The sequence below is a fragment of the Streptomyces phaeoluteigriseus genome (assembly GCF_001896135.2).
GTDB classification, from domain to species: Bacteria; Actinomycetota; Actinomycetes; order Streptomycetales; family Streptomycetaceae; genus Streptomyces; species Streptomyces phaeoluteigriseus.
Genome location: NZ_MPOH02000015.1, coordinates 764749 through 789526 on the forward strand (window position 1 = coordinate 764749; position 24778 = coordinate 789526).

16 protein-coding genes and 4 pseudogenes are annotated in these 24778 nt (G+C 73.8%); 14 read left to right on the forward strand and 6 right to left on the reverse strand.

Features of this window, described 5'->3' with window-relative positions:
• Nucleotides 1-31: 31 nt before the first annotated feature.
• From BM536_RS21410 to cobI, 7 genes and pseudogenes are all read left to right on the forward strand, one after another.
• Nucleotides 32-1000 carry a cobalamin biosynthesis protein gene (locus tag BM536_RS21410; RefSeq protein WP_073497485.1) on the forward strand — a complete coding sequence of 323 codons (969 nt, stop codon included), beginning with the start codon at nt 32-34 and terminating at the stop codon, nt 998-1000.
• Nucleotides 997-2529 (forward strand): cobyric acid synthase, encoded by a 1533-nt coding sequence (locus BM536_RS21415; protein WP_073497483.1) that lies wholly within the window; start codon nt 997-999, stop codon nt 2527-2529. Before BM536_RS21410 ends, BM536_RS21415 begins: the two co-directional genes overlap by 4 nt.
• Nucleotides 2526-6180 (forward strand): annotated as a pseudogene (gene cobN / locus BM536_RS21420) (cobaltochelatase subunit CobN). Before BM536_RS21415 ends, cobN begins: the two are co-directional and overlap by 4 nt.
• Entirely contained in the window at nt 6177-8189 is a 2013-nt protein-coding gene (locus BM536_RS21425) for a putative cobaltochelatase (RefSeq protein WP_094103347.1), read from the forward strand. The pseudogene cobN and the gene BM536_RS21425 overlap by 4 nt, the downstream one beginning before the upstream one ends.
• A complete protein-coding gene (cobO, locus tag BM536_RS21430) occupies nt 8189-8788 on the forward strand; it encodes a cob(I)yrinic acid a,c-diamide adenosyltransferase (protein ID WP_073497481.1) in 600 nt (199 codons plus the stop codon). Before BM536_RS21425 ends, cobO begins: the two co-directional genes overlap by 1 nt.
• Nucleotides 8782-10171: pseudogene (locus BM536_RS21435) on the forward strand (cobyrinic acid a,c-diamide synthase CobB). Before cobO ends, BM536_RS21435 begins: the two are co-directional and overlap by 7 nt.
• Nucleotides 10168-10917, forward strand: coding sequence for a precorrin-2 C(20)-methyltransferase (gene cobI / locus BM536_RS21440; protein ID WP_073497491.1), 750 nt, complete (start codon nt 10168-10170; stop codon nt 10915-10917). The pseudogene BM536_RS21435 and the gene cobI overlap by 4 nt, the downstream one beginning before the upstream one ends.
• Before the next feature lie 488 nt (nt 10918-11405).
• Here cobI and BM536_RS21445 read toward each other — a convergent pair whose 3' ends face one another.
• Nucleotides 11406-12170 (reverse strand): ZIP family metal transporter, encoded by a 765-nt coding sequence (locus tag BM536_RS21445; protein WP_094103511.1) that lies wholly within the window; start codon nt 12168-12170, stop codon nt 11406-11408.
• 107 nt (nt 12171-12277) lie between these two features.
• Between BM536_RS21445 and cobM the strand changes: the two genes are divergently transcribed.
• From cobM to cobC, 6 genes and pseudogenes are all read left to right on the forward strand, one after another.
• Nucleotides 12278-13096, forward strand: coding sequence for a precorrin-4 C(11)-methyltransferase (gene cobM, locus BM536_RS21450; RefSeq protein ID WP_094103348.1), 819 nt, complete (start codon nt 12278-12280; stop codon nt 13094-13096).
• Nucleotides 13097-13104: 8 nt separating this feature from the next.
• Nucleotides 13105-14342, forward strand: a pseudogene (gene cbiE, locus BM536_RS21455) (precorrin-6y C5,15-methyltransferase (decarboxylating) subunit CbiE).
• Nucleotides 14339-16021 (forward strand): precorrin-3B C(17)-methyltransferase, encoded by a 1683-nt coding sequence (gene cobJ, locus BM536_RS21460; RefSeq protein WP_094103349.1) that lies wholly within the window; start codon nt 14339-14341, stop codon nt 16019-16021. Before cbiE ends, cobJ begins: the two are co-directional and overlap by 4 nt.
• Entirely contained in the window at nt 16018-16608 is a 591-nt protein-coding gene (locus tag BM536_RS21465; RefSeq protein ID WP_073494131.1) for a precorrin-8X methylmutase, read from the forward strand. Before cobJ ends, BM536_RS21465 begins: the two co-directional genes overlap by 4 nt.
• Nucleotides 16605-17537 (forward strand): sirohydrochlorin chelatase, encoded by a 933-nt coding sequence (locus BM536_RS21470; RefSeq protein WP_073494133.1) that lies wholly within the window; start codon nt 16605-16607, stop codon nt 17535-17537. The genes BM536_RS21465 and BM536_RS21470 overlap by 4 nt, the downstream gene beginning before the upstream one ends.
• Nucleotides 17515-18570: an Rv2231c family histidinol phosphate aminotransferase CobC gene (cobC, locus tag BM536_RS21475; protein WP_094103350.1), complete on the forward strand. Its 1056-nt coding sequence runs from the start codon at nt 17515-17517 to the stop codon at nt 18568-18570. The genes BM536_RS21470 and cobC overlap by 23 nt, the downstream gene beginning before the upstream one ends.
• 265 nt (nt 18571-18835) lie before the next feature.
• Here the strand turns inward: cobC and BM536_RS21480 are convergent.
• The 5 genes and pseudogenes from BM536_RS21480 to BM536_RS21500 form a co-directional block, all read right to left on the reverse strand.
• Nucleotides 18836-19737 (reverse strand): annotated as a pseudogene (locus BM536_RS21480) (SCO1860 family LAETG-anchored protein).
• A gap of 122 nt (nt 19738-19859) precedes the next feature.
• Nucleotides 19860-20957, reverse strand: coding sequence for an amidohydrolase family protein (locus BM536_RS21485; protein ID WP_094103351.1), 1098 nt, complete (start codon nt 20955-20957; stop codon nt 19860-19862).
• Nucleotides 20958-20979: 22 nt separating this feature from the next.
• Nucleotides 20980-21771, reverse strand: coding sequence for an amino acid ABC transporter ATP-binding protein (locus BM536_RS21490; protein WP_073494135.1), 792 nt, complete (start codon nt 21769-21771; stop codon nt 20980-20982).
• On the reverse strand, nt 21768-22604 hold the full coding sequence (locus tag BM536_RS21495) for an amino acid ABC transporter permease (protein ID WP_073494166.1): 837 nt from the start codon (nt 22602-22604) through the stop codon (nt 21768-21770). Before BM536_RS21495 ends, BM536_RS21490 begins: the two co-directional genes overlap by 4 nt.
• Nucleotides 22601-23452 carry an ABC transporter substrate-binding protein gene (locus BM536_RS21500; protein ID WP_073494137.1) on the reverse strand — a complete coding sequence of 284 codons (852 nt, stop codon included), beginning with the start codon at nt 23450-23452 and terminating at the stop codon, nt 22601-22603. Before BM536_RS21500 ends, BM536_RS21495 begins: the two co-directional genes overlap by 4 nt.
• 175 nt (nt 23453-23627) lie before the next feature.
• Here BM536_RS21500 and BM536_RS21505 point away from each other — a divergent pair, with 175 nt between their 5' ends.
• Nucleotides 23628-24728 (forward strand): pyridoxal-phosphate-dependent aminotransferase family protein, encoded by a 1101-nt coding sequence (locus BM536_RS21505; RefSeq protein WP_094103512.1) that lies wholly within the window; start codon nt 23628-23630, stop codon nt 24726-24728.
• Nucleotides 24729-24778: the final 50 nt, after the last annotated feature.

Consider the following 24778-nt stretch of genomic DNA (forward strand, 5'->3'; position numbering starts at 1 on the left):
TCGTTGCCCGACCCGTCGGCCGGCTGAGCCGGTGGGTGCCGATCGCCGCTACGCGTACGGTGCCGCCGCCGGCCTCCTGGGGGACCTGCTTCTCGGCGATCCGCGCCGGGGGCATCCGGTCGCCGTGTTCGGGCGGGCCGCGACCGGCGTGGAGCGGGTGCTGTGGCGGGACCACCGCGGGTGGGGCGCCCTGTACACCGCCGTGTGCGCCGGTGGCGCCGTGGCCCTCGGGGCCGCCGCCACACGCGCCGTACGCCGCTCCCCCGCCGCCTCCGTCGCGTTGACCGGTGCCGCCGCCTGGGCCGTCGTCGGAGGGACCTCGCTGGTACGGGAGGCCCGGACCATCGGGCGTGCCCTGGAAGCGGGGGACGTCGACGGCGCGCGGGCCCGGCTGCCGCACCTGTGCGGGCGGGACCCGCAGTCCCTGGACGCCGACGGCGTCGCCCGCGCGGTCGTCGAGTCCGTCGCCGAGAACACCTCCGACGCGGTCGTGGGCGCCCTGGTGTGGGGAGCCGTCGGCGGGGTGCCGGGGCTGCTCGGGTTCCGGGCCGTCAACACCCTGGACGCCATGGTGGGTCACCGGTCGCCACGCCACCGCCGGTTCGGGTGGGCCTCCGCCCGGCTGGACGATGTCGCCAGCTGGCCGGGGGCGCGGCTGACCGCCGTACTCGCCGCCGTCGCCGGGGGCGATCCGCGGGGTGCGGTGCGGGCCTGGCGGGCCGACGCGCACCGGCATCCCAGCCCCAACGCCGGTCCCGTGGAGGCGTCGTTCGCCGGTGCCCTGGGGGTGCGCCTCGGCGGGACGCTGTCGTACGGCGGGCGGGTCGAACACCGGCCCGTGCTGAACGGGGAGCGGGGGCGGGCCGTCGTGCCCCAGGACATCGAACGTGCCGCGCGGCTCTCCCGCCGTGTCGGTCTGCTCGCGCTCGGCGTCACCGTCGCCGGGCGCGTCATCACCGCGCGCGTCCTCGCCGCGGGAGCGAAGGGGCGTACGTCATGAGCGGGGGTCTCCTCGTCGCCGGCACGACCTCCGACGCGGGCAAGAGCGTCGTCACGGCCGGGATCTGCCGATGGCTGGTGCGGCAGGGGGTCAAGGTGGCGCCCTTCAAGGCGCAGAACATGTCCCTCAATTCGTTCGTGACCCGTGAGGGTGCCGAGATCGGGCGGGCGCAGGCCATGCAGGCGCAGGCCTGCCGGGTCGAGCCGACCGCGCTGATGAACCCGGTGCTGCTCAAGCCCGGCGGTGAGCGGAGCAGCCAGGTCGTGCTGCTCGGGAAGCCGGTCGGGGAGATGAGCGCGCGCGGCTATCACGGGGGGCGGCAGCAGAAACTCCTGGGAACCGTCCTCGACTGCCTCGCCGAGTTGCGGGGCACGTATGACGCGGTGATCTGTGAGGGGGCGGGGAGTCCCGCCGAGATCAATCTGCGGCGGACCGACATCGTGAACATGGGCATCGCGCGGGGGGCGCGGCTGCCCGTGCTGGTGGTCGGGGACATCGACCGGGGCGGGGTCTTCGCCTCGTTCTTCGGGACCGTCGCGCTGCTCTCGCCGGAGGACCAGGAGCTGGTCGCCGGGTTCCTCGTGAACAAGTTCCGCGGTGACGTCTCGCTGCTGGAGCCGGGCCTGGACATGCTGTACGGGCTGACCGGGCGGCGGACGTACGGCGTGCTGCCGTTCCGGCACGGGCTGGGGATCGACGAGGAGGACGGGCTGCGGGTGTCGCTGCGCGGCACCGTCCGGGAGTCGAACGTCTCCCCGCCCGTCGGGGAGGACGTGCTGCGGGTCGCCGTGTGCGCGGTGCCGCTCATGTCCAACTTCACCGACGTGGACGCGCTGGCCGCCGAACCGGGCGTGGTCGTGCGGTTCGTGGACCGGCCGGAGGAGCTGGCCGACGCCGATCTGGTCGTCGTGCCGGGGACCCGGGGGACGGTCCGGGCGCTGGAGTGGCTGCGGGAGCGGGGGCTGGCGGAAGCGCTGAAGCGCAGAGCCCTCGAAGGCCGGCCGGTGCTCGGCATCTGCGGCGGCTTCCAGGTCCTCGGGGAGCACATCGAGGACGAGGTCGAGAGCCGGCTGGGTCATGTCGACGGGCTCGGCGTCCTTCCCGTCCGGGTGCGGTTCGCCCGCGAGAAGACGCTCACCCGGCCCGTCGGCGAGGCCCTCGGCGAGCACGTCGAGGGGTACGAGATCCATCACGGGGTCGCACAGGTCGAGGGCGGCGAGACGTTCATCTCCGATGGCGGCGGACGCAGCCTGGACGGCTGCCGGGTCGGACAGACCTGGGGCACCCACTGGCACGGCTCACTGGAGTCGGACGGTTTCCGCCGGGCGTTCCTGCGGGAGGTGGCGGCCGCCGCGGGCCGCCGTTTCGTGCCGGCCGCCGACACCTCGTTCGCCGCGCTGCGCGAGGAGCAGCTCGACCGGCTCGGCGACCTCATCGAACAGCACGCGGACACGGACGCGCTGTGGCGGCTCATCGAGTCGGGCGCGCCGCAAGGACTGCCATTCATTCCACCGGGAGCGCCCGCATGAGCACAGTCTTGTTGTTGTCGACCGCCGACACGGATCTGCTGGCGCCCGGGCCGCCACCGGTGCCACGTACCGGATCGGCAATCCGACCCGCGTGGACGTCGCGGAGGAGCTGCCGGGCCTGATCGAGGGCTCGGACGTCGCCGTCGTACGGCTGCTCGGCGGGAAGCGGGCCTGGGAGGACGGGCTCGCCGCGCTCAGGGCGTCCGGCATCCCCACGGTGCTGCTCGGCGGGGAGGCGGTGCCCGACGCGGAGTTGATGGCCGAGTCGTCCGTGCCCGCGGGTGTGGTGGCGGAGGCGCTCAGGTATCTCGTCGAGGGCGGTCCCGCCAACCTCACCGAGCTGGCGCGGTTCCTCTCCGACACCGTGCTGCTGACGGGCGAGGGGTTCGAGGAGCCGCGCAGGATGCCCGGGTACGGCGTCCACGGGGACCGCGTGCTCCAGGACGGCCGTCCGACCGTCGGTGTGCTCTTCTACCGCGCCCATGAACTGAGCGGCAACACCGCGTTCGTGGACACGCTCTGCGACGCGATCGAGGCCACCGGGTCCAACGCCCTCCCGGTGTACTGCGGTTCGCTGCGCGACGCCGACCCCGGCCTGTACGAGATCCTCGGCGCGGCGGACGCCCTGGTCGCCACGGTCCTCGCCGCGGGCGGCACGCACGCCTCGCAGGCCTCGGCCGGCGGCGACGAGGAGGCCTGGGACATCGGGGCCCTCGCCGATCTCGACGTGCCTGTCCTGCAAGGGCTCTGCCTGACCTCGTCCAAGGCCGCCTGGGACGCCTCCGACGCCGCCCTGTCCCCCATGGACGCGGCGATGCAGGTGGCGATCCCGGAGTTCGACGGGCGGCTGATCACGGTCCCCTTCTCCTTCAAGGAGCAGGGCCCGGACGACGTTCCGGTGTACGTCGCCGACCCCGAGCGGGCCGCCCGCGTCGCCGGAATCGCCGTACGGCACGCCCGGTTGAAGCACAAGGCGAACGCCGACAAGAAGCTCGCGCTGGTCTTCACCGCCTACCCGACGAAGCACTCACGGGTCGGCAACGCGGTCGGCCTCGACACGCCCGTCTCGGCCGTCCGGGTGCTGGACGCCCTCGCCGGAGCCGGCTACTCGCTCACCGAGTACCCCGACAACGGTGACGAGTTGATCCACCGGCTGATCAACGCCGGTGGCCACGACGTCGAATGGCTCACCGAGGAGCAGCTCGCCGCCGCGCCCGCGCGGGTGCCGCTGGCCGACTACCGGGCCTGGTTCGACCGGCTCGACCCCGACCTCAGGCAGGGCATGCTGGACGCGTGGGGCGAGCCGCCGGGCAGCCTCTACGTCGACGGCGACGACATCGTGCTGGCCTCGCTCCAGTTCGGGAACGTCGTCGTGATGATCCAGCCGCCGCGCGGCTTCGGCGAGAACCCCATCGCGATCTACCACGACCCGGACATGCCGCCCTCGCACCACTACATGGCGGCCTACCGGTGGCTGGAGAACAGCTTCGGCGCCGACGCCATCGTCCACATGGGCAAGCACGGCACGATGGAGTGGCTGCCCGGCAAGGGGCTGGGGCTCAGCGGGGGCTGCGCCCCCGACGCGGTACTCGGTGAACTCCCGCTGATCTACCCGTTCATCGTCAACGACCCCGGCGAGGGCACCCAGGCCAAGCGGCGCGGGCACGCCACCGTCGTCGACCACCTGGTGCCGCCGATGGCGCGCGCCGACACCTACGGCGACCTGGCCAAGCTGGAGCAGCTCCTCGACGAGTACGCGCTCGTCTCCGACCTGGACCCGACGAAGGCGCCGGCCGTGCGGGCGCAGATCTGGACGCTGGTGAAGGCGGCCGAGCTGCACCACGACCTGCATGTCGACGACCAGCCGGACGACGAGGCGTTCGACGAGTTCGTCATGCACATCGACGGCTATCTGTGCGAGATCAAGGACGTGCAGATCCGCGACGGCCTCCACATCCTCGGCGGCGGACCGGTCGGCGAACCGCGCGTGAACCTCGTGCTGGCCGTGCTGCGGGCCTCGCAGGTGTGGGGAGGGCAGGCGAACGCGCTGCCCGGTCTGCGGGCCTGCCTCGCGGAGCACTTCGGGCTCGTCGAGAAGGAGCTGCTCGCCGAGCCGGGGGCGCCGGTCAAGGTCCCGGTGGAGCTGACGGACCTCGTCGACGGCCCGTCCGCTCGGCCGCCGACGCGATCGACCTGCTGGAGCAGTTGTGCCGGCGGATCGCGGAGGGCATGGAGGCGCGGGGATGGGCGGTCGGCGAGAGCCGGGCGCTCGTCGGGGAAGTGCTGGGCACCGAACTCCCGGACGCCGTCGCGGTGGTGGAGTTCGCCTGTGCGGAGGTCGTGCCCCGGCTGGAGAGGACCACCGACGAGATCGGTCACATCCTCAAGGCCCTGAACGGCGGTTACGTCCCGGCCGGCCCGTCCGGTTCGCCGACGCGCGGGCTGGTCAACGTCCTGCCGACCGGGCGCAACTTCTACTCGGTCGACCCCAAGGCCATTCCGTCCCGGCTGAGCTGGGAGGTCGGGCAGGCCCTCGCGGACTCGCTCGTGCAGCGCTATCTCCAGGACACCGGCGAGTACCCGAAGTCGGTCGGCCTCACGGTGTGGGGCACGTCCGCCATGCGCACCCAGGGCGACGACATCGCCGAGATCCTGGCGCTGCTGGGCTGCCGCCCGGTGTGGGACGACGCCTCGCGCCGGGTGACCGGCTTCGCGATCGTGCCGGCGGCGGAGCTGGGCCGGCCCCGCATCGATGTGACGGTCCGCATCTCCGGGTTCTTCCGGGACGCGTTCCCGCACGTCGTCGGGCTGATCGACGACGCGGTGCGGGCGGTGGCCGACCTGGACGAGCCCGCCGAGGTGAACTACGTCAAGGCGCACGCCGACGAGGACACCGCCGAGCACGGCGACCGGCGCCGGGCCACGGCCCGCGTCTTCGGCTCCAAGCCGGGCGCGTACGGAGCCGGGCTGCTGCCGCTGATCGACGCCCGCAACTGGCGCTCGGACGCCGACCTCGCCGAGGTGTACGCCGTCTGGGGCGGGTACGCCTACGGCCGCGGGCTCGACGGGCGCGCGGCGCGCGGGGACATGGAGACCGCGTTCAGGCGGATCGCCGTCGCCGCGAAGAACGTCGACACCCGCGAGCACGACCTCGTCGACGCCGACGACTACTTCCAGTACCACGGCGGCATGGTCGCCATGGTGCGCCACCTGACGGGCGCCTCCCCCGAGGCGTACGTCGGCGACTCGGCCACCCCGGACCAGGTGAAGACCCGCACGCTCGGCGAGGAGACCCACCGCGTGTTCCGCGCGCGGGTGGTCAACCCGCGCTGGATGGCGGCCATGCGGCGGCACGGCTACAAGGGGGCCTTCGAGATGGCCGCGACCGTCGACTACCTCTTCGGGTACGACGCCACGGCGGGCGTGGTCGACGACTGGATGTACGAGAAGCTCAGCGCGGAGTACGTCTTCGACCCGGAGAACCGGGACTTCATGAAGAAGTCCAACCCGTGGGCCCTGCGCGGCATCACCGAGCGGCTTCTGGAGGCCGCCGAGCGCGGCCTGTGGGCCGAGCCGGACGCGGACACGATCGAGCGGCTCCGGGCCACCTACCTGGAGCTGGAAGGCGACTTGGAGGGCGACGACAAGTGAGTACCCCGTTCCCGTTCACGGCCGTCGTCGGCCAGGACGACCTGCGGCTCGCGCTGCTGCTGAACGCCGTGTCACCGGCGGTCGGCGGGGTGCTGGTGCGCGGCGAGAAGGGCACCGCCAAGTCGACGGCCGTGCGTGCCCTCTCGGTGCTGCTTCCGGCGGTTCCCGTCGTTTCCGGATGCCGTTTCTCCTGCGATCCCGCCCGTCCCGACCCCGCGTGTCCGGACGGGCCGCACGAGCCCGGTGCGGGGGTGGAACGGCCCGCGCGGATGGTCGAGTTGCCGGTCGGCGCGTCCGAGGACCGGCTCGTGGGGGCGCTGGACATCGAGCGGGCGCTGTCGGAGGGCGTGAAGGCCTTCGAGCCCGGTCTCCTCGCCGACGCGCACCGCGGCATCCTGTACGTCGACGAGGTCAACCTCCTCCACGACCATCTGGTCGACCTGCTGCTGGACGCGGCGGCCATGGGCGCGTCGTACGTCGAGCGCGAGGGTGTCTCGGTACGGCACGCGTCGAAGTTCCTGCTCGTCGGGACCATGAACCCGGAAGAGGGCGAGCTGCGCCCGCAGTTGCTCGACCGGTTCGGCCTGACCGTCGAGGTCGCCGCCTCGCGGGAGCCCGACCAGCGCGTGGAGGTCGTCCGGCGGCGGCTCGCCTACGACGACGACCCGGCCGGTTTCGCCGGGCGGTGGGCGGAGGAGGAGGCTTCCGTACGGGCGCGGATCGTGGCGGCGCGCGAGCTGCTGCCGTCGGTGCTGCTGGGCGACGGGGCGCTGCGGCAGATCGCGGCGACCTGCGCCGCGTTCGAGGTGGACGGCATGCGGGCCGACATCGTGATGGCGCGGACGGCGACGGCGCTTGCGGCCTGGGCCGGGCGGACCGAGGTGCTGGCGGAGGACGTGCGGCAGGCCGCCCTGCTGGCGCTGCCGCACCGGCGGCGCCGTAATCCCTTCGACGCTCCCGGTCTCGACGAGGACAAGCTCGACGAGACGCTGGAGGAGTTCGGCGGCTCCGACGACGAGGACCCCGACCCCGAGGGCGGCCCGGACGGGCCCGGCGGCGGCGGACGGGGGCGGCGGGGAGCCGCCGTCGGAGGGGCCCGAGGCGGTGACACGGGGGCGCGTCCCGAGGCCGGGGACAGCGGTGAGCCGCAGCCCTCGGGCGGCGGCGGTGAGCAGCGGCCCGCGCGTGCCGCCGAGCCCTTCCGGACGAAGGTGCTGAGCGTGCCCGGCCTCGGCGAGGGCACCGCCGGGCGCCGCTCGCGTGCGCGGACCGAGCACGGACGGACCACCGGGGCCCGGCGGCCCCGCGGGGCGCTGACCAAGCTGCACCTGGCGGCGACCGTGCAGGCGGCGGCGCCGCACCAGCGGGCCCGCGGGCGCTCGGGGCGCGGTCTCGTGGTGCGCCGGGACGATCTGCGGCAGGCGACGCGGGAAGGGCGTGAGGGCAATCTCGTGCTGTTCGTCGTCGACGCGTCGGGGTCCATGGCGGCCCGGCAGCGGATGGGTGCGGTCAAGGGTGCCGTGCTGTCGCTGCTGCTCGACGCCTACCAGCGGCGGGACAAGGTGGGACTGGTGACGTTCCGCGGCTCGGCCGCCGAGGTGGCGCTGCCGCCGACCTCGTCGGTGGACGCGGCCGCCGTACGGCTGGAGTCGCTGCCGACCGGGGGGCGGACGCCGCTCGCGGCCGGGCTGCTCAGGGCGCACGACGTACTGCGGGTGGAGCGGCTGCGGGACCCGGCCCGGCGGGCGCTGGTGGTCGTGGTGACGGACGGGCGGGCGACCGGCGGGCCCGAGCCCGTCGCCCTCGCCGGACGGGCGGCCCGGCTGTTCGCGGCCGACGGGGTCGCCTCCGTGGTCGTGGACTGCGAGTCGGGGCCGGTACGGCTGGGGCTCGCCGGGCAGCTCGCGGGTGAGCTGGGCGGCAGCGCCGTCACGCTCGACGAGCTGCGGGCGGACTCGATCGCCGGGCTGGTCAGGGATGTGCAGGGGACTTCGAGGAGGGCCGCGTAATGCCGCAGGGGCAGCCGAGTGTCGTACCGGACGACGGACTGACGACGCGTCAGCGGCGGAACCGGCCGCTGGTGGTCGTGCACACCGGGGTGGGCAAGGGGAAGTCGACCGCGGCGTTCGGGCTCGCTCTGCGGGCCTGGAACCAGGGGTGGCCCATCGGGGTGTTCCAGTTCGTCAAGTCGGCGAAGTGGAAGGTCGGCGAGGAGCGGGCGCTGCGGGTGCTCGGGGACTCCGGGGAGGGCGGGTCCGTCGCCTGGCACAAGATGGGCGAGGGCTGGTCCTGGGTGCAGCGGGACTCCCAGATGGACAACGAGGAGAAGGCCCGCGAGGGCTGGGAGCAGGTCAAGCGGGACCTCGCGGCGCAGACGTACCAGCTGTATGTGCTGGACGAGTTCGCCTACCCGATGCACTGGGGGTGGGTCGACACCGACGAGGTGGTGTCCGTGCTGCGGGAGCGGCCGGGCAACCAGCATGTCGTGATCACCGGGCGGAACGCGCCCGGGAAGCTGGTGGAGTTCGCGGACCTGGTGACCGACATGTCCAAGGTCAAGCACCCCATGGACGTGGGACAGAAGGGGCAGAGGGGCATCGAGTGGTGACGTCCTCCGTCCCGCGGTTGGTCGTCGCCGCGCCCTCCTCGGGCAGCGGCAAGACCACCGTCGCCACGGGGCTGATGGCCGCGCTCGCCGCGCGGGGGCTCGCCGTGTCCCCGCACAAGGTCGGGCCGGACTACATCGACCCCGGGTACCACGCGCTCGCCACCGGGCGGTTGGGGCGCAACCTCGACGCGTACCTGTGCGGTCCCGAGCTGGTCGCCCCGTTGTTCCTGCACGGGGCGCGGGGCTGTGACATCGCCGTCGTCGAGGGTGTGATGGGGCTGTACGACGGGGCCGCGGGGCAGGGTGAACTGGCGTCCACGGCGCAGGTGGCGAAGCTGCTGCGGGCGCCGGTCGTGCTGGTGGTGGACGCCTCGTCGCAGTCGCGGTCGGTGGCGGCGCTGGTGCACGGGTTCGTGTCCTGGGACCCGGAGGTGCGGATCGGGGGCGTCATCCTGAACAAGGTCGCCTCGGACCGGCACGAGGCGCTGCTGCGGGAGGCGTTGGAGTCGGTGGGGGTGCCGGTGCTGGGCGCGCTGCGGCGGGCCGCGCCGGTGGAGACGCCGTCGCGGCACCTGGGGCTGGTGCCGGTGGCCGAGCGGGAGGGCCGGCGCGGTCGCGGCGGTCGCGGCGATGGCCGCGCAGGTCATGGACGGTTGTGATCTGGAGGGGCTGGTGGCGTTGGCCCGGGGGGCCGGCGCGTTGTCGGGTGCGGCCTGGGACGCGGCCGAGGCCGCGGCCTCGGCCACCCAGGACGACCCGGCCCGTTCTGCCGGGGAGCCGGCGCCCGTCGTCGCCGTCGCCGGTGGGGCCGCGTTCACCTTCTCCTATGCCGAGCACGGTGAACTGCTCGCCGCGGCCGGGGCCGACGTCGTGACCTTCGATCCGCTGCGGGACGGGCAACTCCCACCGGGGACGGGCGGGTTGGTCGTCGGGGGTGGCTTTCCCGAGGTGTACGCCGCCGAGTTGTCCGCGAACGAGGGGCTGCGCAAGGAGGTCGCCGCGCTCGTGGAGAGCGGGGCGCCCGTCGCCGCCGAGTGTGCGGGCCTGCTCTATCTGTGCCGGGAGCTGGACGGGCAGCCCATGTGCGGGGTGCTCGACGCCACGGCCCGGATGACCGGGCGGCTCACCCTCGGGTACCGGGACGCCGTCGCCGTGGGCGACAGCGTGCTCGTCCGGGCGGGGACCCGGATGCGGGGGCACGAGTTCCACCGGACCGTCGTCGAGCCGGGCGCCGGGGCGGCTCCCGCCTGGGGGGTCCTCGCTCCCGAGAAGCGGGTCGAGGGCTTTGTGGAACGCGGTGTGCACGCGAGTTATCTGCACACGCACTGGGCGTCGTCGCCCGGTGTGGCCCGTCGGTTCGTGGAGAGGTGCCGGACGTCATGAGCAGCACGCTGATCGGAGTCGGGGTCGGTCCCGGGGACCCGGAGCTGGTGACCGTGAAGGGCGTGAACGCTCTGCGGGCCGCCGACGTGGTCGTCGTACCGGTGATGGCCGCGGCCGATGGAACGGCGACCGGGGAGCGGGGGCGCGCCGAGGCGACCGTGCTCCACTACGTGCCCGGGGAGAAGGTCGTCCGGGTCGTGTTCGCGCTGAACGAGCGGACCGACCGGGCCCGGCGGGAGGCCGCCTGGGACGCCGCCGGGGAGCGGGTGGCGCAGCTGCTCGCGCGGTACGACCGCGTCGCCTTCGCCACCATCGGCGACCCGAACGTGTACTCGACGTTCACGTATCTCGCCCACACCATCGGCGAGCTGGTGCCGGGCACCGTCGTGGAGACCGTGCCCGGGATCACCGCCATGCAGGACCTCGCCGCGCGGTCGGGGGCCGTACTGACCGAGGGGACCGAGCCGTTGACGCTGGTGCCCGTGACGGCGGGGTCGGCCGTGCTGAAGGACGCGCTGGCCGGGCCCGGCACGGTCGTCGCCTACAAGTTCGGCCGGCAGGCCGCCGAGGTCGCCGAGGCGCTGCGGGAGACCGGGCGGCTCGAGGACGCGGTGTGGGGCTCGGCGCTCGGCCTGTCGGAGGAGTCCATCCGCCCCGCCGCCGAACTGGACGGGGAGCCCCTCCCCTACCTCTCGACGCTCATCGCCCCGGCCCGACGCGACGGCGTCCGCGGCGGCAAGCTGTGAGACGACCTGCGGCACGGGGGCGGACCGCCGGGTCCGACGCACGGTCGGTGACGATCTCACCGACCCGGCCCGTCCGCCGACCGACCGTGATCTCGCCCGACCGGGCCCGGAGTCGGCCGGCGGCGGGGTCGTCCGGCGGGGTCCGGCGTCGATCCGCCGCAGCCGTCCTCGACGAATCCCGGCGTCGATCCGCCGCGGGCTCGCCCAGCCGGGCCTGGAGTCGGCCGGCCGCGGGTTCATCCGGCGCGGGCCGGCGTCATTCCGCCGCAGCCTCGCCCGACGAATCCCAGCCCCCCATCACCACCAGCTCACCCGACGAAGCCCAACCCCCCATCACCACCAGCTCACCCGACGAGGCCCAACCCTCAACCACCACGGGCTCACCCGACGAGACCCAGCGCCGATCCACCACGGCCTCGCCCGCCGGAGCCCCACCTCGATCCACCGCGGCCTCGCCCGGTCGGGCCCTGCGTCCGGGGGTCGGCGTTTCACTCCGACAGTCCCACCACCAGCCAGATGAAGGCCGCGCCCGTGATCGTGCACAGGACCGTCGAGCGGGCGGGGTGCTCGTGGTGGGCCTCGGGGAGGATCTCGGCCGCCGCCAGGTAGAGGAGGGCCCCGGCGAAGAAGCCGAGGTAGGCGCCGAGCAGTGGTTCGGGGATGCTGACGAACGCCGTCGAGGCGGCGCCGACGACCGGTGCGGCGGCGTCCGCGAACAGCATGGCGAGGGCCCTGCGGCGGGCGTTCCCGTACAGGCTCGTGATGGTGTACGTGTTGAAGCCGTCCGCGAAGTCGTGGGCGATGACGGCCAGTGCGACGGCCGTGCCCATGCCGCCGCCGACCTGGAAGGCCGCGCCGATCGCGACGCCGTCCATGGCGCTGTGACCGACCATCGCGGCGGCGGCCGTGAGGCCCACCTCGGGGCTGCGGCCGTTGTGTTCGCCGGCGCCGTGCGTGGCCATGGGGGTCCCCCCGCTCGAGCGAAGTCGAGAGTGGGGGAGGTGGGCCAGCAGACGTTCCACCAGATGGGCCAGCAGGAAGCCCGCCACGAAGAGCAGCAGTGCGGCGGGGACGCCGAAGACCTCCGTGCCGGCCGCCTCCAGGGCCTCGGGCAGCAGGTCCAGGCCGACCACACCCAGCATCAGGCCCCCGGCCAGGCCCAGCACCAGATGGCGGCGGTCGGTCACCCGCTGCGCCGTCCAGCCGCCGGCCAACGTCATCAGGAAAGCGCCGAGCGCGACGATCACCGCCATGTGCCCTTCGTAGCGGATCGGGCCCCGGCCGCGCACCTTCGCCACCACCCGTTTCCGACACCGTTTTCCCCACCGTTTCCCACCCCGTGATGAGAGGACCCGAATCCATGGCCGACGCCCCCACCGGCAAGGTGACCTTCGTCGGCGCCGGTCCCGGCGCCGCCGACCTGCTGACGTTCCGTGCCGCGCGCGCCATCGCCGAGGCCGATGTCGTGATCTGGGCCGCGAGCCTGGTCCAGGCGGAGGTCCTGGAGCACGCGCGCGAGGACGCGGAGATCCTCGACTCGGCGACCATGTCCCTGGAGGACGTCGTCGCCGTCTACGAACGGGCCCACCGCGACGGCATCAGGGTGGCCAGGATCCACTCCGGCGACCCCGCCCTGTGGGGCGGTACGCAGGAGCAGGTGGACCGCTGCGACGAGATCGGCATCGACACCGAGATCGTGCCCGGGGTGTCCTCCTTCTCGGCCGTCGCCGCGCTCGCCCGGCGCGAGCTGACGATCCCGGAGGTCGCGCAGTCCGTGATCCTCACCCGGCTCGGCGGCGGCAAGACGCCGATGCCGCCCGGCGAGGAGGTGCGGGAGTTCGCCAAGCACGGCACGACGATGGCCGTCTTCCTGTCGGCCGCGCGCAGCGGGCAGTTGGTGCGGGAGCTGCTGGAGGGCGGTTACCCGACCACGACGCCCGTCGTCATCGCCTATCAGGCGACCTGGCCGGAGGAGCTGGTCGTGCGGTGCACGATCGGCACGCTGGAGGAGACGGTCAAGGAGCACAAGCTCTGGAAGCACACGCTGTTCCTGGTCGGCCCGGCGCTCGCCGCGCACGGCACCCGCTCGCACCTGTACCACCCCGGTCACTTCCACGGCTACCGCAAGGCGGACCCCGAGGCCCGCAGGGCCCTGCGCGAGCGGGGTGCCAGTACGTGAGCCGTCCGATCACCGTGGTCGGCACGGGCACCGGAGCCCCCGTTCCCGCGGGGGCGACGGCGGGGGCGGACCTCGTCGTCGGCGGGCGGCGGCATCTGGACGCCGTGAACCTGCCGGAGGGCGTCGCGCGGATCGTGCTCGGGCCACTGGCGCCCGCGCTCGACGCGATCGGGACGTACGTCGCCGACGAGCGGCGGGTGGTGGTGCTGGCGTCGGGTGACCCCGGGTTCTTCGGGATCGTGCGGGCGCTCGCCGAGCGGTTCGGCGCGGACCGGCTGGAGGTCGTGCCGGGGGTGTCCTCCGTCGCCGCCGCCTTCGCGCGGCTGGGCCTGACCTGGGAGGACGCCGTCGTCGTCAGCGCGCACGGACGGGACCCGCGGACGGCCGTCCAGCTGTGCCGGGCGTATCCGAAGGTGGCCGTGCTGACCGGGCCCGGCGCCGGTCCCGCCGAGCTGGGCGCCGCGCTGGCGCGGACCTCCCCCGGCCGGATGCTCGTCGTCGCGTCAGCGCTGGGCGATCCGGCGCACGAACGCGTGGAGCGGGTCACGCCCGCCGAGGCGGCGGCCCGCGACTGGGGGCCGGCGGTGAGTGTCGTGCTGTGCCTGGACGAGGCGCGGGCGCACGGTCCGGTGCGGACGCTCGCGGGGCCGGCGCGCCGGCCCGCCGGATGGGCTCTGGACGAGGGCGACTTCGCCCACCGCGACTCGATGATCACCAAGTTCGAGGTGCGGGCGCTGGCCCTGGCCCGGCTCGGGCCGCGCCCCGGCGACCTGGTCTGGGACGTGGGCTCGGGTTCGGGTTCGGTGGCCGTGGAGTGCGCGCGGCTGGGCGCCGCCGTCAGCGCCGTGGAGAAGACCGCGGACGGTGTCGGCCGGATCCGCGCCAACGCCGCCGCGCACGAGGTCGACGTCCATGTGGTGCACGGCAGCGCGCCGGACGTGCTCGGCGAACTCGACGACCCCGACGCGGTGTTCGTCGGCGGCGGCGGGCGGGAGCTGCCCGCCGTCGTCGGGGCGTGCGCGCGCGGGCCCGGCGGACCGTGGTCGTCGCGATGGCCGCGCTGGACCGGGTGCCGGCGGCGCGGGCCGCGCTCACCGGCGCCGGGTTCGACGCGGAGGGCGTGCTCCTCCAGTCGTCACGGCTGGCGCCGCTGCCGGGGGATGTGACCCGGCTGGCGGCGACCAACCCCGTTTTCCTGCTGTGGGGGTCCAGAACCCCTTTCCCCGAAGAAGGAGTTGCTCAGTGATCGGCCTCATTTCCGCCACCGCGGCGGGGGCTGCGGCGCGCGACCGGCTGGCCGCGGCGTGGCCGGACCGCACGCGCGTGTACGACGGTCCCGTCGGGGACGCCGTCCGGCGGGCGTTCGCGGAGTGCGAGCAGCTCGTGTGCTTCCTGGCGACGGGCGCGGTGGTACGGCTCGTCGCCCCCCTGCTGTCCGACAAGGCGTCCGACCCGGGAGTGGTCTGCGTCGACGAGGCGGGCCGGTTCGCGGTCCCGCTGGTCGGCGGGCACGCGGGCGGCGCCAACGCACTCGCCCTCGAGGTGGCCGAGTTGCTGGGCGCGGTGCCCGTGGTGACGACGGCGACGGACGCCGTCGGGATCCCCGGTCTGGACACTCTCGGGCTGCCCGTGGAGGGCGATGTCGCGGGCGTGACGCGGGCCCTGCTGGACGGTGAGCCGGTCGCGCTCGACGCGGAGGTGGCGTGGCCCCTGCCGCCGGTGCCGTTCGCCGAGCGGGGCGCCCACACCGTGCGCCTGACGGACCGGGCCGTGGAGCCCGCCGACCGGGAGGTGCTGCTGCGCCCGCCGTCCCTCGTCGTCGGCGTCGGCGCGTCCAGGGGGGCGCCGGTCGAGGAGGTCCTCGACCTGATCGAGGGCACGCTGCGGGACGCGGGACTGTCCCCGCGTAGCGTCGCCGAACTGGCCACCGTGGAGGCCAAGGCGGACGAACCCGGCATCGTGCGGGCCGCCGCGCGGCTCGGGGTGCCCGTGGTGACGTACTCCGCCGAGGAGCTGGCCGGCGTCGAGGTGCCGAACCCGTCCGCCGCGCCGCTCGCCGCCGTCGGCACCCCCTCGGTCGCCGAGGCGGCCGCCCTGGTCCGCGGCGGCGAACTCCTCGTGCCCAAGCGCAAGTCGGCCGGTGTCCCCGCGACGGCGACCTGTGCCGTCGTACGGCGGCCCGGACGCGGCCGGCTCGCGGTGGTCGGGCTCGGACCCGGCGCCCGCGACCTGCTCACCCCGCGCGCGAAGGCCGAGCTGCGGCGGGCCTCGGTGCTCGTCGGGCTCGACCAGTACGTCGACCAGATCCGTGACCTGTTGCGGCCCGGCACCCGGATCCTGGAGTCCGGGCTCGGCGCGGAGGAGGAGCGGGCGCGCACGGCCGTCGCCGAGGCCCGCCGCGGGCACGCCGTCGCGCTGATCGGCAGCGGGGACGCCGGCGTGTACGCGATGGCCTCGCCCGCGCTCGCCGAGGCGTCCGACGACATCGACGTGGTCGGCGTGCCCGGTGTCACGGCCGCGCTGGCCGCCGCCGCGATCCTGGGCGCGCCGCTGGGCCACGACCACGTGTCGATCAGCCTGTCCGACCTGCACACGCCGTGGGAGGTCATCGAGCGGCGGGTGCGGGCGGCCGCCGAGGCGGATCTCGTCGTGACGTTCTACAACCCGCGCAGCCGGGGCCGGGACTGGCAGCTGCCGAAGGCGCTGGCGATCCTCGCCGGACACCGGGAGCCGACGACGCCGGTGGGTGTCGTGCGCAACGCCTCCCGGCCGGACGGGAGCGCGCGGGTGACGACGCTCGCGCTGCTCGACCCGGCGACGGTGGACATGATGACGGTCGTGACGGTGGGCAACACGGCGACCAGGGACATCGCGGGCCGCATGGTGACGCCGCGCGGCTACCGCTGGCAGGAGGAACCCAAGTGAACCGTGTGGTCCACCCGATCGAGCAGGAGTCCTTCCGGCGGCTGCGCGCCCGCCTGGACACCTCGTGCTTCCCGCCGCTGACCCGGGCGGTGGTGGAGCGGGTCATCCACTCCGCCGCCGACCTGGAGTACGCGAGCGACCTCGTCATGGACGAGGACACGTTGGAGAAGGCGCACGCCGCGCTGCACGCCGGGGCGCCGGTCGTCGTGGACGTGGAGATGGTCGCCGCCGGCATCACCCGCCGGGAGACCGTCTGCCGGCTCATGGACGCCGCCGCCGGTCCCGGACTGACCCGTTCGGCGCACGCGGTCCGGCTGGCGTACGAGCAGGTGGGGCCCGGCGCCCTCTGGGTGATCGGCTGTGCGCCGACCGCCCTGGAGGAGCTGCTCACCCTCGACGCCTCCCCCGCGCTCGTCATCGGCCTGCCCGTCGGTTTCGTCGGCGCGGCCGAGTCCAAGGCCGCGTTGCGCGAGAGCGGCCTGCCCGCCGTGAGCAACGTGTCCGAGAAGGGTGGCTCGGCGGTCGCCGCCGCCGCGCTCAACGCCCTGCTGTACACCCCCCTTTCGCATTCCGAGGAGAAACAGTGACCACCCCGCCGCCCGCCCTGCTCATCGCCGGCCACGGCACCCGGGACGATGCCGGAGCCGAGGCGTTCCGCGACTTCGTCCGGGAGTTGGGCCGCCGCCACCCCGAACTGCCCGTCGCGGGCGGCTTCATCGAGCTGTCCCCGCCGCCGCTGGGCGAGGCGGTGACGGAACTGGTGGAGCGCGGCGTACGGCGGTTCGCGGCCGTACCGCTGATGCTGGTGTCCGCCGGGCACGCCAAGGGCGACATCCCGGCGGCGCTGGCCCGCGAGAAGGAGCGGCACCCGGGCATCTCCTACACGTACGGCCGTCCGCTGGGCCCGCACCCGGCGCTCCTCGACGTGCTGGAGCGGCGGCTGGACGAGGCACTGGGCACGGTGGGGCGTACGCCCGAGGACCTGGCCGACGTGACCGTGCTGCTGGTCGGTCGCGGGTCGACGGACCCGGACGCCAACGCCGAGGTGCACAAGGCGGCCCGGCTGCTGTGGGAGGGGCGCGGGTACGCCGGTGTCGAGACGGCGTTCGTGTCGCTCGCGGCGCCGGACGTGCCGAGCGGACTCGACCGGTGCGTGAAGCTCGGTGCGCGGCGGATCGTCGTTCTCCCCTACTTCCTGTTCACCGGGATCCTGCCGGACCGGGTACGGCACCAGACCGAGGGCTGGGCGGCAGCGCACCCGGAGGTCGAGGTGCGGTCGGCGGACGTCATCGGGCCCGAGCCGGAGCTGCTGGACCTGGTGATGGAACGGTACGCGGAGGCCGTCAAGGGCGATCTGCGGATGAACTGCGACTCGTGCGTGTACCGCATCGCGCTGCCCGGCTTCGAGGACAAGGTGGGGCTGCCGCAGCAGCCGCACTTCCACCCCGACGACGAGGGGCACGACCACGGCCACGGCCACCATCACGGAGGGCATGCGCATTCCCATGCACACTGACGGGCACGACCTGCGCCACCACGGTGACGCGGAGGTGCGTGACGATGGTTCGGCGCTGGTGGACCTCGCCGTCAACGTCCGCGCGGACACGCCTCCCGCATGGCTGCGCGAGCGCATCGCCGCGTCCCTGACCGGCCTCGCCGCCTACCCCGACGGTCGGGCCGCGCGGGCGGCGGTCGCCGCGCGGCACCGGCTGCCGGTCGATCGGGTGCTGCTGACGGCGGGGGCGGCGGAGGCGTTCGTGCTGCTCGCCCGCGCCCTGAAGGTCCGTCGACCGGTGGTGGTGCACCCGCAGTTCACCGAGCCGGAGGCGGCTCTGCGGGACGCCGGGCACAGCGTCGACCGGGTGCTGCTGCGGGAGGAGGACGGCTTCCGGCTCGACCCGGCGGCCGTCCCCGAGGACGCCGACCTCGTGGTGATCGGCAATCCGACGAACCCGACGTCGGTGCTGCACCCCGCCGCCACGATCGCCGGGCTCGCCCGGCACGGGCGGACCCTGGTCGTCGACGAGGCGTTCATGGACGCGGTGCCGGGCGAGCGGGAGGCATTGGCCGGGCGCACGGATGTGCCCGGTCTGGTGGTGCTGCGCAGCCTGACGAAGACGTGGGGGCTGGCGGGGCTGCGGATCGGGTACGTCCTCGCCGCGCCGGAGACCATCCGTGAGCTGGAGCGGGCTCAGCCGCTGTGGCCGGTGTCCACGCCCGCGCTGGCGGCGGCGGAGGCGTGCGTGTCGCCTCCGGCGCTGGCCGAGGCGGCGCGTGCGGCGCACCGCGTGGCTACCGATCGGGAGTATCTCCTGGCGGGACTCGCGGAGTTCGCGGATCGGGGGGTGCAGGTGGCCGGCCCGGCGCAGGCGCCGTTCGTGCTGGTGCGGGTGGCTCGGGCGGGGGCGGTCCGGCGGGAGTTGCGTGCCCGCGGGTACGCGGTGCGGCGTGGGGACACGTTTCCCGGGCTCGGGGATGAGTGGCTGCGGATCGCGGTGCGGGATCGAGGGACGGTGGACGGGTTCCTGCGGGCTGTGGGGGCGGGGTGACGCCCGGGGGGGGTGACGCCCCTGGGAGGCGAGGTGGCGCCGGGGGGGCGTGCCTCCGCCCCCGCCGCCCCATTCCGTCCCGACCCTGGGGGCCGCCCCCGGACCCCCTGTCGGCGCTTCGCGCCTCGTCCTCGGACTCGGACTCGGACTCGCCCGGAGGGGGGCACCCCCAGGCGGGCTGATGTACCCGGGACCTCGCCTTTCATCTCACCGAGTCGGGTGGTGGGTGGGCACAGGCCGGGGTCTGGGGCGGAGCCCCAGTGCCTCAGCCGCGGCGCCGCGTCAGGGCCACCGCTCCCCCGCCCGCCGCCAGCAGGGCCACCGCGCCGCCCGCGACGTACGGCGTCATAGAGCTGCCCCCCGTCTCCGCTAGGCCGACCTCCGCGGGGGCGCCCTGTGCCTTGACGTCCCCGACGGGCTCGGCGCTCGACGAAGCCTCCCCGCCGCGCCCCGCCGGCGTCTCGCAGGTCGCCTCGGCGAGGGTCACCGTGCCGGTGACCTCGGCGACGTTGAGGTTCAACGGGTTGATGGAGACGGTGAGTTCGAGGGCTGTCGCGGCGGCCGTACGGGACGTCGTCCCGCGTTCCCCGAGATCCAGCCGGACCTCGCCGACGCCCGGCACCTTCACATCGGTGGGGCCGCCGGCCGACACGGACACCCGCTTGCCGAGGACGGTGACCGCGCCGACCGGGGTGGAGGTGGCGACCGGTGCCTTCCCGGCCTCGCAGACGGCCCGGGAGGAGACGGCTCGATCTCGACGAGGGAGAGGAGAGGCAGACCGGGCACGTGCAGCTCGGCGTGGGCGAGCCGGGCGGAGGCCTCGGCCCTGCCCTTCTCGACCGTGGCCTTCGCCTCGGCCACGTCCGCGCGCAGCACGCTGAAGGGGCGGCCGCCGTCGACGCCGTCCAGTTCGACGGTCAGTGCGGTCTTCTCGGCGCTCCGCGGCGCCCGCACCTCGTTGAGGGAGACGGCGAGGGGCACGTCGACGGTCTTGTCGAGCAGGGCCACGTCGAGGCCGGTGCGCAGCACGACGGCGCCGGCACTCCCCTCGTCGGTCGCGTGCGCGAGGGGCGCGCCGGCCAGCGCCGCGGGACCGGCGGCGAGGGCGGTGGCGGCCAGCACGGTGGCGCAACGGCGTGCGGGCATGCGGAAGTTGTAGCCGTTCAAGGTGTGGGACCCCCAGAGAGGAAGCTTGGGACCTCGAAAGGATGTCGCACCGCCGCCCGTTCGACAGCGCCCTCACACGACTTCACCCCAACGTGGCACACCCGCACACGCCTTCGACGGATTCAGCCCACGATCCGCCCGTTCAGCACCACCCGCGCCGGCGCCGCCAGTACTCGTACGTCCGCTCGGGGGTCCTGGTCGTAGACCGCCAGGTCGGCCGGGGCGCCCTCGTCGAGGGTGGGGCGCCCGAGCCAGGTGCGGGCGGACCAGGTGGTCGCCGCGAGGGCCCGCACCGGGGGGATGCCGGCCTTCACCAGTTCCGCGACCTCCGCGGCGATCAGGCCGTGGGGCAGGGTGCCGCCCGCGTCGGTGCCTGCGTAGACGGGGATGCCGGCGTCGTAGGCGTTGCGGACGGTGTCGTAGCGGCGGGCGTGGAGGCGGCGCATGTGGGCCGACCAGGCCGGGAACTTGGTCTCGCCGCCGGCCGCGAGCTGCGGGAAGGTCGCGATGTTCACCAGGGTCGGGACGATCGCGACGCCGCGGGAGGCGAACAGGGGGATCAGGTCGTCGGTGAGGCCCGTGGCGTGTTCGATGCAGTCGATGCCCGACTCGACCAGGTCGCGCAGGGAGGACTCGGCGAAGCAGTGGGCCGTCACCCGGGCGCCCAGGCGGTGGGCCTCGGCGATCGCCGCCTCGACGGCGTCCCGCGGCCAGCATGCCGTCAGGTCGCCGGCGTCGCGGTCGATCCAGTCGCCGACCAGCTTGACCCAGCCGTCGCCGCGCCGGGCCTCCCGGGCGACGTAGGCGACGAGGTCGTCCGGCTCGATCTCGTGGGCGTAGCCGCGGATGTAGCGACGGGTGCGGGCGATGTGCCGGCCCGCTCGGATGATCTTCGGGAGGTCCTCGCGGTCGTCGACCCAGCGGGTGTCGGAGGGCGAGCCGGCGTCGCGGATCAGCAGGGTCCCGGCGTCGCGGTCCGTGAGCGCCTGCTTCTCGGCGACGTCGGCGTCGACCGGCCCGTGCGCGCCCAGGCCCACATGGCAGTGGGCGTCGACCAGGCCGGGCAGCGCCCAGCCGGTCACCGTGCGGATGTCGCGGGCCCCGGCGGGACGGTCGTAGGAGACACGTCCGTCGATCACCCACAGCTCGTCGCGGACCTGGTCCTCGTCCGGTCCGGCGAGGACCCTGCCCTTCACGTGCAGCACCGTGTCGTCGCTCATGCACGGCACCTTAGACCGACCCTCAGGTGGCCCCGCCGACCTGGTCCGAGGTCTCCTCCTCCACCTCGGCCATCGCCGGGTCGAGGAGGCGGGAGAGGAAGTGGCGGGTGCGTTCGTGGCGGGGGGCGCCGATGACCTGTGCGGGGGTGCCGTCCTCGACGACCAGTCCGCCGTCCATGAAGACGACCCGGTCGGCGACCTCGCGGGCGAAGGTCATCTCGTGGGTGACGACCATCATGGTCATGCCCTCGTTCGCGAGCATGCGCATGACCGCGAGGACGTCACCGACCAGTTCGGGGTCGAGGGCCGACGTGGGCTCGTCGAAGAGCATCGCCTGGGGGCCCATCGCCAGGGCGCGGGCGATCGCCACGCGCTGCTGCTGGCCGCCGGAGAGGGAGGAGGGGTAGGCGGTCGCCTTCTCCGACAGGCCGACCCGCTCCAGGTTCTCGGCGGCGACGCGCGCCGCCTCCGCCTTGCCGCGCCCGAGCACCCGGCGCTGCGGCAGCGTCAGGTTCTCGGTCACCGTCAGATGCGGGAAGAGGTTGAACTGCTGGAAGACCATGCCGATACGGCGCCGGGCGGCGTCGATGTCGACGTCGGGGTCGGTCAGTTCGACGCCGCCGACGATCACCTGCCCCTTGCTGGGTTCCTCCAGGAGGTTCACACAGCGCAGCAGGGTGGACTTGCCGGAGCCGGACGGGCCGATGACGCAGACGACCTCGCCCTGGCCGATCTCCAGGTCGATGCCGCGCAGCACCTCGTTGTCGCCGAACGACTTGTGCAGTCCTCGTACTTCGATCTCCGGTCGGCTCATTTCACGGCCTCCTGGGCCTTCGCCTCCATACGGCGCACGACGAAGCCGAGCGGGATCGTCACCAGCAGGTAGCACAGGCCGGCGACGAGGATGGGTGTGGAGTTGGCGGTCGTACTGGCCAGGTCGCGGCCGTACTTGGACAGTTCGCGTTCCTCCAGGGTGACGCCGAGGAACAGCACCAGCGAGGAGTCCTTGAACAGGAGCACCAGCTCGTTGGTGAGCGGCGGGAGGATGATGCGGAAGGCCTGCGGGATGATGATCGAGATCATGGCGCGGGCGGGTGAGAAGCCCAGCGAACGGGCCGCCTCGATCTGCCCCTTGGGCACCGCCTGGATGCCCGCGCGGATCGTCTCCGCCATGTATGCCGCCGCGACCAGGCCGAGGGCCAGGGCGACCTTGCCGTACGTGCCGCCGATGATCTCCGTGCCCGGGAAGGCCAGTGGCACGGCGACGCCGATGAAGATGAAGATCAGCAGGGCGGGCAGGCCGCGGAAGATCTCGATGTAGATGCCGGCGAGCCAGCGGTAGGGGCCCACGGACGACAGCCGCATCAGCGCGATGACCATGCCGAGGGCCAGTCCGACGGCGAAGCCGGACAGGGTGTACAGCACGGTGTTCTTCAGCGCCAGCGTGATGACGTCCGGGAACATCTGCTCGGCGATGTCCGCCTGCGCGAACTGGTTCTGCAGCCGGTCCCAGTCCGCCGAGGCCGCGAACGCGATCAGGGCGGCGACGAAGACGACGTACTGGACGCCGCGCGACAGCCTGCGCTTGTGGCTTCTCGACAGGCCCTTCCGGCGGGGCGGGGCTTCCGGCTTCGTGGCGTCGCTCATGAGGCGGACGGGGAGGCCGCGGTCGCGTCGTACGGGCCGATCCACTGCTCGTAGAGCTTCTTGTAGGTGCCGTCGGCCCTGGCGTCGGCGATCGCCTTGTTGATCGCCGCCACCAGCTGGGTGTTGCCCTTCTTCACCGTGAAGCCGTACTGCTCACCGGTGTTGAGGTTGTCGACGACCTCGAAGGCGTCGGCGTTCGCCTTGTCCTTCAGCCAGCCCTGGACGACCGGGTAGTCGATGACGACGGCCTTGACCTGGCCGGTGCGCAGGCCGTTGAGGACGGCGTCGGAGGACTCGAAGGAGACCGGGTCGAAGCCCTGCTTGGTCACGTAGTCCTCGCCGGTGGTCTGCGCCTGCGCCCCGAGCTTGACGTTCCCGGACTTGATCTCGGCGAGGGAGTCCACCCCGGCGTCCTTGTTCACCAGGACGGCCTGGGTGGCGTCGAAGTAGGGGTCGGAGAAGTCGACGTTCTTCTTCCGCTCCTCGGTGATGGTCATGCCGGCGGCGGCCAGGTCGCACTCGCCGGAGTTCAGGAAGGCGCCGGTCTTGAAGTTCTCGAACGGCGTGTCCAGGATCTCCTGCTTCACGCCCAGGTCGTCGGCGACCAGGTCGATCACGGAGACGTCGAAGCCCTGCACCTTGCCGTCGATCTCCGACTGGAACGGCGGGTAGGGCAGGTGGGTGCAGGTGGTGAGCTGACCCGCCTTGACCAGCTCCACACCGCCCGCGGCGGTCTTGGAGCCGCTGCCGCCGTCGTCGCTGGAGGTACAGGCGGCCATGAGCATGAGCCCGGCCGTAGCGGTGGTGGCGGCCAGGACACGGGTGCGACGCCCGAGGAGCGTGTTCACGGCGGGCCTTCCTGTGGGAGAACTGTAGCTTCCGATTATAAGGAGAAGTTTGAGGCTCTCAAATCAAACCCTTGGCAGCGGGGTCCGTCGACCTAAGAAGTCGCCGGTCCGGGGTGGCCGGGGTCACGCCGGTTACTCTCGTCACCCTTACCCCGTGAGTGAAGAGAGCACCGCCGTGACCCACCCCTTCCTGGATCTCGCTCCGCTGAGCGCCGCCCGGTTCGCCTCCGTCGAGGACCGGGTGGCACGGCTGCTGGACACCCGGCAGGACGTCGTGATCATGCAGGGCGAGGCGCTGCTGCCGCTGGAGGGCGCGATCCGTGGGACGGCCGGGCCGGGCACGACCGCGCTGAACGTGATCACCGGGCCGTACGGGCAGACCTTCGGCGACTGGCTGCGGGACTGCGGCGCCACGGTGATCGACCTCGCGGTGCCCTTCCACACGGCGGCCACCGCCGATCAGATCCGCGCGGCCTTCACCGAGCACCCGGAGATCGGCTTCGTGTCGCTGGTGCACGCCGAGGCGGCCACCGGCAACACCAACCCGGTCGCGGAGATCGGCGAGGTGGTGAAGGAGCACGACGCGCTGTTCTACCTGGACGCCGTGGCGTCCGTGGGCGCCGAGCCGGTGCTGCCGGACGCGTGGGGCGTGGATCTGTGCGTGATCGGCGCGCAGAAGGCGATGGGCGGTCCGGCAGGCGTGTCGGCGGTGTCGGTGAGCGAGCGGGCGTGGGCCCGGATGGCGGCGAACCCGAAGGCGCCGCGCCGCTCCTACCTCTCGCTGCTCGACTGGAAGGAGCGGTGGCTCGACGGCGGCCGCAAGGCGCTGCCGCACGCTCCGGCTCAACTGGAGATGCTGGCGCTGGAGGCTTGCGTGGAGCGCATCGAGGCGGACGGCCTGGACACCGTGATGGCCAGGCACGCGTCCGCCGCCGCCGCGACCCGCGCGGGTGCGGTGGCGCTGGGGGCCGGGCTGGAGCCGTACGTGCACGAGGCGCGGGAGGCCGCGCCCGTCGCCACGACGCTGAGGGCGCCGGCGGGTGTCGTCGCCTCGGAGCTGGTGGCGCGGGCGCTGGCGAGCGACCCGGCGCTGCCGCTGGCCGCGGGCGGGGGCGCGCTGGCCAAGGAGATGATCCGGGTCAACCACTACGGGGCGGACGCGACGCCGGGCGCGGTCCGCAGCAGCCTGACGGCACTGGGCGCGGCGCTCGCGGAGCGGGGCCTGGACGTGGACCTCGCCGGCGCGCTGCGAGCGGGGGAGCAGGCCTGGCGGTGAGGAGGGCGCCGGGTCGGCGTGATGGCGGGCGGGTCGGCGGGGTCGAGGGG

Coding starts and splice junctions, on each gene's coding strand:
- cobO (WP_073497481.1), top strand. CDS start 8,189: ATGCCGCAGGGGCAGCCGAGTGTCGTACCGGACGACGGACTGACGACG.
- cobC (WP_094103350.1), top strand. CDS start 17,515: ATGCGCATTCCCATGCACACTGACGGGCACGACCTGCGCCACCACGGT.
- BM536_RS21495 (WP_073494166.1), bottom strand. CDS start 22,604: ATGAGCGACGCCACGAAGCCGGAAGCCCCGCCCCGCCGGAAGGGCCTG.
- BM536_RS21445 (WP_094103511.1), bottom strand. CDS start 12,170: ATGGCGGTGATCGTCGCGCTCGGCGCTTTCCTGATGACGTTGGCCGGC.
- cobI (WP_073497491.1), top strand. CDS start 10,168: ATGAGCAGCACGCTGATCGGAGTCGGGGTCGGTCCCGGGGACCCGGAG.
- BM536_RS21485 (WP_094103351.1), bottom strand. CDS start 20,957: ATGAGCGACGACACGGTGCTGCACGTGAAGGGCAGGGTCCTCGCCGGA.
- BM536_RS21490 (WP_073494135.1), bottom strand. CDS start 21,771: ATGAGCCGACCGGAGATCGAAGTACGAGGACTGCACAAGTCGTTCGGC.
- BM536_RS21415 (WP_073497483.1), top strand. CDS start 997: ATGAGCGGGGGTCTCCTCGTCGCCGGCACGACCTCCGACGCGGGCAAG.
- cobM (WP_094103348.1), top strand. CDS start 12,278: ATGGCCGACGCCCCCACCGGCAAGGTGACCTTCGTCGGCGCCGGTCCC.